Below are 7,322 nucleotides of genomic sequence, written 5' to 3' on the forward strand. Positions count from 1 at the left end.
CAAATGGCAAAACGCCGCGAGCCGTTTGAAACCGGTCGCGGCGTGGAGGGTTCAGCGTTGCAACGGGATTATTGGATCTGCCCGTGGCAATGCTTGTATTTCTTGCCCGAACCGCAGTAACACAGTTCGTTTCGGCCCAGCTTCTGCTCGTTGCGCACCGGCGCGCTCGCCAGGGCGACATCCACGTCGACGCCCTCTTCGGCAACGACTTCCAGACCAGGGGCTTCGGCGTGCTCGAACTGCATGCGGGCGGCCAGGGCTTCGGCTTCCTGGCGCAGGCGGGCTTCTTCCTCGGCCGGGTCTTCGCGGCGGACCTGAACGTGGGACAGCACACGGATCGAGTCGCGCTTGATCGAATCCAGCAGATCGGAGAACAGCGTGTAGGATTCGCGCTTGTATTCCTGCTTCGGGTTCTTCTGGGCATAACCGCGCAGGTGGATACCATGGCGCAGGTGATCCATGGTCGACAGGTGGTCTTTCCACAGGTCGTCCAGTACCCGCAGCACAATCTGCTTCTCGAAGGAGCGCAGCGCCTCGGCGCCGGCCTGGTCTTCTTTCTCGTTGTACGCGGCGATCAGTTCGGCCAGCAGCCTTTCGCGCAGGGTCTCCTCGTACAGGTGGTCATCCTCGTCGAGCCACTGCTGGATCGGCAAGGACACGCCGAAGTCGCTGCGCAGGGCCGCTTCCAGTCCTGCGATGTCCCACTGCTCAGGCAGCGATTGCGGCGGAATGTGGGCGCTGACGGTAGCGTTGAGCACTTCCTGGCGGAAATCGGCGATGGTCTCGCCGATGTCGTCGGCGGCCAACAAACTGTTTCGCATGTGATAGATCACTTTACGTTGTTCGTTGTTGACGTCGTCGAACTCGAGCAGTTGCTTACGGATATCGAAGTTGCGCCCCTCGACCTTGCGCTGGGCCTTCTCGATGGCGTTGGTCACCATGCGGTGCTCGATGGCCTCGCCCGGCTGCATGCCCAGGGCCTTCATGAAGTTCTTCACCCGATCCGAGGCGAAGATGCGCATCAGGCTGTCTTCCAGCGACAGGTAGAACCGGCTGGAACCGGCGTCGCCCTGGCGACCGGCACGGCCGCGCAGCTGGTTGTCGATACGCCGCGATTCGTGACGCTCGGACGCGATCACCTGCAAGCCGCCGGATTCGAGCACCTGCTGGTGGCGCTTCTGCCAGTCGGCCTTGATCTGCGCGATCTGCTCCGGCGTCGGGTTTTCCAGGGACGCGACTTCCACTTCCCAGTTGCCGCCCAGCAGGATGTCGGTACCACGGCCGGCCATGTTGGTGGCGATGGTCAGCGCACCCGGGCGACCGGCCTGGGCGATGATCTCGGCTTCCTTTTCGTGGAACTTGGCGTTGAGCACCTTGTGCTCGATGCCTTCCTTGGTGAGCAAGGCGGACATGTGCTCGGAGGTTTCGATGGTGGCGGTGCCCACCAGGATCGGACGGCCCTGGGCCATGCCTTCCTTGATGTCGTTGATGATCGCTGCGTACTTCTCTTCAGCGGTCAGGAATACCAGGTCGTTGTAGTCTTTACGCGCCAGCGGCTTGTTGGTCGGGATGACCACCACTTGCAGGCCGTAGATCTGGTGGAATTCGAATGCCTCGGTATCAGCGGTACCGGTCATGCCGGACAGCTTGTTGTACAGGCGGAAATAATTCTGGAACGTGGTCGAGGCCAGGGTCTGGCTCTCGGCCTGGATATTCAGGCCTTCCTTGGCTTCGATGGCCTGGTGCAGGCCTTCGGACAGCCGACGACCGGGCATGGTACGACCGGTGTGCTCGTCCACCAGCACCACCTGGCCGTCCTGCACGATGTATTCGACGTTGCGATGGAACAGCTTGTGGGCACGCAGGCCGGCGTAGACGTGGGTCAGCAGGCCCAGGTTGTGGGCCGAGTAGAGGCTCTCGCCTTCGGCCAGCAGGCCGACGCGGGTGAGCATGTCCTCGATGAACTGGTGACCGGCTTCGTTGAGCTCGACCTGGCGGGTCTTCTCGTCGATGGTGTAGTGCCCGGCCTGGGTCACCTGCCCTTCGACTTCCTCGACGTGCAACTTGAGCTGCGGGATCAGTTTGTTGATCTCGATGTACAGCTTGGAGCTGTCCTCGGCCTGACCGGAAATGATCAGCGGGGTACGGGCTTCGTCGATGAGGATCGAGTCGACTTCGTCGATCACGGCGAAATTGAGTTCACGCTGGAATTTTTCTTCCAGGCTGAACGCCATGTTGTCACGCAGGTAGTCGAAACCGAATTCGTTGTTGGTGCCGTAGGTGATGTCGGCGGCGTAGGCGGCGCGCTTCTCTTCCGGCGGCTGGAACGGCGTGACGACGCCGACGGTCAGGCCGAGGAATTCGTAGAGCGGGCGCATCCAGTTGGCGTCGCGGCGGGCCAGGTAGTCGTTGACCGTCACGACGTGCACGCCCTTGCCGGACAGTGCGTTGAGGTAGACGCCCAAGGTCGCCACGAGGGTCTTGCCCTCACCGGTGCGCATTTCAGCGATCTTGCCTTCGTGCAGGGTCATGCCGCCGATCAACTGGACGTCGAAGTGGCGCATGCCCATGACCCGCTTGCCGGCTTCGCGGGCAACCGCAAAGGCTTCGGGCAGGAGCTGGTCAAGGGTTTCTCCCTTGGCGATGCGGTCCTTGAATTCGGCAGTCTTGGCGCGTAACTGATCGTCCGAAAGGGCCACCATTTGCTCTTCGAAGGCATTGACAGTCTGTACCGTCTTGAGCATGCGCTTGACTTCACGCTCGTTCTTGCTTCCAAAAAGTTTCTTTAACAAAGGCGCAAACATATCGGCAGGATCTTCCACACTAAAGGGATGGAGGGCGGCCCCGTGAGTCGCCCGTGCAGCCCTCATGGCCGCATGCGAACGAGCATTCTACCCGGAAACGATGGTGAGGAAAGTGGCGTTATTCCACGATGCTGGCACAGCGCTGTGACGGGGCCTGCTTAAAATAAGGGCTTTTGGGCGAACTTCAACCCATTAAATGCAGAAGTTACCAGTGTTTGTATCCGTTAAACGCCTCGGACGACTGCGCCAAGGCGTGCCCGGTGCTTTCTGCTACCATGGCGCCTCTGTCACTTGTGGTAATCGTCCATGGCCTTTCGCCCTCTTCCAGCCAAGGCTCCCGCCGTCCTGCTGCGCGAAGCCAAACCGCTGAAAGCCCTCTTCGGCCACGCCCGGCGCCTGGGCCATTTGCAGCGTCTGCTGGACAGCCAGTTGCAACCTGCCGCCCGCGAGCATTGCCATGTGGCGTCGTGGCGCGAAGGCTGCCTGCTGCTGATCGTCACCGACGGCCACTGGGCCACGCGCCTGCGCTACCAACAGAAGCGTCTGCTGCGCCAATTGCAGGCGTTCGACGAGTTCGCCAACCTGACGCGGATCCTGTTCAAGGTCCAGCCGCCCACGGTGCAGGCCCGTGCCAAAGGGCACACCCTGGACCTGTCCAGCGATGCCGCCGCCACCATCCAGGCCACCGCCGATGGCATCAGCGATCCGCAACTGCGGGCGGCGCTGGAACGACTGGCGGCGCATGCCCGGCCCAAGGCTTGAGGCCTTGCTTCGCCTGGTAGATCGCTATCGCGAGCAGGCTCGCTCCCACAGGGGTCACTGTTGAACACAAAATTTATGTCCGCTGAAGGTCCACTGTGGGAGCGAGCCTGCTCGCGATAGCGGTGTGCCTGTGCAGGTGATGTTGAATGTGCTCGCGATGGCGGCGACCGGGTCTGCCGACTAGCGGCGCTTACTGCCCCCCAGCAACGACCCCATCAACCCGCGCACCAATTGCCGGCCCAGCTGATTGGCCGCCTGGCGCATGGCGGATTTCAATGCCTGGCCGGCCGCGGTGCCGAGGAACTCGCCGGCCTTGTCGGCAAAGCTCGGTTGTTCGGCCTGCGGTTTACCCGGCGCTTCGGTCTGGGGTTCAAGCCCTTTGCGGCCCATCAACACTTCATAGGCCGATTCCCGATCGATCGGCTTGTCGTAACGACCTTGCAGCGACGAGTTGGCGATCAGCCCGGCGCGCTCGGCCTCGCTCAGCGGCCCGATGCGCGATTGCGGCGGCGCCACCAACACCCGCTGGACCATTTCCGGCGTGCCTTTTTCCTGCAAAGTACCAACCAAGGCTTCGCCGATCCCCAACTCAGTGAGCACCGCCAGGGCATCGAATTGCGGGTTGGGTCGAAAACCCTCCGCCACCGCCCGCAGAGATTTCTGCTCTTTCGCGGTAAAGGCCCGCAGGCCATGCTGGATGCGCAAGCCCAACTGCGCCAGCACATCGTCCGGCAGGTCACCCGGCGACTGGGTGACGAAATACACCCCCACTCCCTTGGAGCGAATCAGCCGCACCACTTGTTCCAGACGCTCCTGCAAGGCCTTGGGCGTACCGGCAAAAAGCAGGTGCGCCTCATCGAAGAACAGCGCCAGCAACGGTTCGTCCGCATCGCCGCGCTCGGGCAGTTGCTCGAACAACTCGGCCAGCAGCCACAGCAGGAACGTCGCGTAGACCTTCGGCGCCTCGTGGACCAGGCGGCTGGCGTCGAGCAAATGAATGCGGCCACGGCCATCGGCGGTCGGTTGCAGGATGTCTTCGAGTTGCAAGGCCGGCTCGCCGAACAGTGCATCGGCGCCCTGCTGTTCAAGCGTGGACAACCGCCGCAACAACGCCTGGCTGGAGCCGGTGGTCATCAAGGCCGCGTCGTCCCCCAGTAGCTCGGGGTTGTCCTTGAGATGGTTGAGCAGCGCCTTCAGGTCCTTGAGGTCCAGCAGCAACAGGCCTTCGCGGTCGGCGACCTTGAACGCGGCGTAGAGCGCCGATTGCTGGCTGTCCGTCAATTCGAGCAGGCTGCCGATCAACAGCGGGCCCATCTCACTCAAGGTAGTACGCAATGGGTGACCGGACTGGCCGTGGATATCCCACAAGGTCACCGGATAAGCCCTGGGCTGGTGATTGAGCCAGGGCATCGCGGCGATGCGCTCGGCGACCTTGCCGTGGGGGTTGCCGGCGGCGCCGAGGCCGCACAGGTCACCCTTGATGTCCGCCGCGAACACCGCCACCCCGGCATCGCTGAACGCCTCGGCCAGGCGCTGCAGGGTGACGGTCTTGCCGGTGCCGGTGGCGCCCGCCACCAAACCATGACGATTCGCCAGGCGCATGGCCTGGCCGATAGGCTGACCGGCGAGGTCGGCCCCGATAACGAGTTGCACGAAATCCTGCATTTGGTCACCTTTGATTCATCTTTGGCGCTGCATGGTCGATAGCTAAAGCGACAGACCTCATCGAAAACTAAGGTCGGATAATTCCCCAGGGAGCGAAGGAAATATCAGCTTTATTTTCAGTACGGGGACATTTTGCGCTGCTTTACTAAAAAAGCACGCCTGGAAAAAAGACTTTAGCGGAACCCCGAACCATGAATAGAAATTTGCGCTTCAGCCATAAGATCCTGCTTGCTGCCGCCCTGATCGTCATCGCCGCCTTCGCCTCCTTCACGCTGTACAACGATTACCTGCAACGCAACGCCATCCGCGATGACCTCGACAGCTACCTGCATGAAATGGGCGATGTCACGGCGAGCAACATCCAGACCTGGCTGACCGGCCGCATCCTGCTGGTCGATAACCTGGCCCAGAACATCGCCATCAACCCGGATTCCGCCACGGTGTCCCGCCTGCTGGAACAGAAAGCGCTGACGTCCACGTTCATGGCGTCCTACCTGGGCGATGCCCAAGGCAGCTTCATCATTCGCCCCGATACGAAAATGCCCGACGGCTTCGATCCACGGGTTCGCCCCTGGTATAAAGGCGCGCAAAGCAGCAGTACCGCGACCCTGACCGAACCCTACATCGACGCGGCCACCGGCGCGCTGATCATCTCCATCGCCAGCGCCTCGCGCAACGCCACGCAAAGCATCGGCGTGGTGGGTGGCGACCTGAGCCTGCAAGCCGTCATCGACAACCTCAAGACCGTGGACTTCGACGGCATGGGCTATGCCTACCTGGTCAGCGCCGACGGCAAGATCCTGGTGCACCCGGACAAGAACCTGGTCATGAAGACCCTGGCCGAGGCCTTTCCCCGGGACACCCCGAAGATCAGCGACCAGATCAGCGAAGTCGAAGTAGACGGCCACACGCGCATCGTCACCTTCACGCCCATCAAAGGCCTGCCCTCGGTCAACTGGTATGTGGGTGTCTCGGTAGACAAGGACATGGCCTACTCCATGCTCAGCGACTTCCGCACTTCGGCCGTCGTGGCGACTGTCATCGCCGTGGTGTTCATCATTGCCCTGCTGAGCATGCTGATCCGCCTGTTGATCCAGCCGCTGCATGTCATGACCCGGGCCATGGAAGACATCGCCGACGGCGAAGGCGACCTGACCAAACGCCTGGTCATCCAGAACCAGGACGAATTCGGCATCCTCGGCACGGCGTTCAACCGTTTCGTCGAGCGGATCCACCGTTCGATCCGCGAGGTGTCCTCGGCCACCGAACACGTCAACGAAGTCGCCCTGCGCGTGGTCAGCGCATCGAACTCGTCGATGGTCAATTCCGATGAACAATCGAGCCGTACCAACAGCGTGGCCGCCGCCATCAATCAACTGGGCGCCGCCGCCCAGGAAATCGCCCGCAACGCCGCCCAGGCCTCCCATCAGGCCAGCGACGCCCGCGGCTTGGCCGAGGACGGCCAACAAGTGGTAGAGCGCAGCATCGCTGCGATGAATCGTTTGTCTCAATTGCTGGGAACGTCGAGCAGCAACATCGAATCGCTGAACAGCAAAACCGTGAACATCGGTCAGATCCTCGAAGTGATCACCAGCATTTCCCAGCAGACCAACCTGCTGGCCCTCAACGCCGCGATTGAAGCCGCCCGGGCAGGTGAAGCCGGGCGCGGGTTCGCCGTAGTGGCCGATGAAGTGCGCAACCTGGCCCACCGCACCCAGGAATCGGCGCAGCAAGTGCAGACCATGATCGAAGAGTTGCAGGTCGGTGCCCGGGATTCGGTCACGACCATGAGCGACAGCCAGCGCCACAGCCAGCAGAGCGTGGAAATCGCCAACCTGGCCGGCGAGCGCCTGAGCAGCGTGACCCAGCGCATCGGCGAGATCGACGGCATGAACCAGTCGGTGGCCACCGCCACCGAGGAACAGACCGCCGTGGTGGAGTCGATCAACGTCGACATCACCGAGATCAACACCCTGAACCAGGAAGGCGTGGAAAACCTGCAATCGACCTTGCGCGCCTGTTCCGACCTGGAGCAGCAGGCGGCGCGGTTGAAGCAATTGGTGGGGAGTTTCAGGATCTAGAGCGCCTGGA

At 62.1% G+C, this 7,322-nt stretch carries 4 protein-coding genes and 1 pseudogene; 3 read left to right on the forward strand and 2 right to left on the reverse strand.

Going from position 1 to position 7,322, the window contains the following annotated elements; translation table 11 throughout:
* Positions 1 to 68: 68 nt before the first annotated feature.
* Entirely contained in the window at positions 69 to 2,804 is a 2,736-nt protein-coding gene (gene secA / locus ACLEJQ_RS24270) for a preprotein translocase subunit SecA (protein WP_440799208.1), read from the reverse strand.
* Positions 2,805 to 3,110: 306 nt separating this feature from the next.
* Here secA and ACLEJQ_RS24275 point away from each other — a divergent pair, with 306 nt between their 5' ends.
* Positions 3,111 to 3,566 carry a DUF721 domain-containing protein gene (locus tag ACLEJQ_RS24275; protein ID WP_440799210.1) on the forward strand — a complete coding sequence of 152 codons (456 nt, stop codon included), beginning with the start codon at positions 3,111 to 3,113 and terminating at the stop codon, positions 3,564 to 3,566.
* 180 nt (positions 3,567 to 3,746) lie between these two features.
* On the opposite strand, the gene ACLEJQ_RS24280 is transcribed toward ACLEJQ_RS24275, so the two are convergent.
* Positions 3,747 to 5,231 (reverse strand): helicase HerA-like domain-containing protein, encoded by a 1,485-nt coding sequence (locus ACLEJQ_RS24280; protein WP_440799212.1) that lies wholly within the window; start codon positions 5,229 to 5,231, stop codon positions 3,747 to 3,749.
* 191 nt (positions 5,232 to 5,422) lie between these two features.
* On the opposite strand from ACLEJQ_RS24280, the pseudogene ACLEJQ_RS24285 reads away from it, so the two are divergent.
* Positions 5,423 to 6,454, forward strand: a pseudogene (locus ACLEJQ_RS24285) (HAMP domain-containing protein); the annotation flags it as partial.
* Between the two features lie 93 nt (positions 6,455 to 6,547).
* On the forward strand, positions 6,548 to 7,312 hold the full coding sequence (locus tag ACLEJQ_RS24290) for a methyl-accepting chemotaxis protein (RefSeq protein WP_440799218.1): 765 nt from the start codon (positions 6,548 to 6,550) through the stop codon (positions 7,310 to 7,312).
* The last annotated feature ends 10 nt before the right edge of the window (positions 7,313 to 7,322 follow it).

This window comes from Pseudomonas sp. SMV71, assembly GCF_052042015.1.
Classification (GTDB): domain Bacteria; phylum Pseudomonadota; class Gammaproteobacteria; order Pseudomonadales; family Pseudomonadaceae; genus Aquipseudomonas.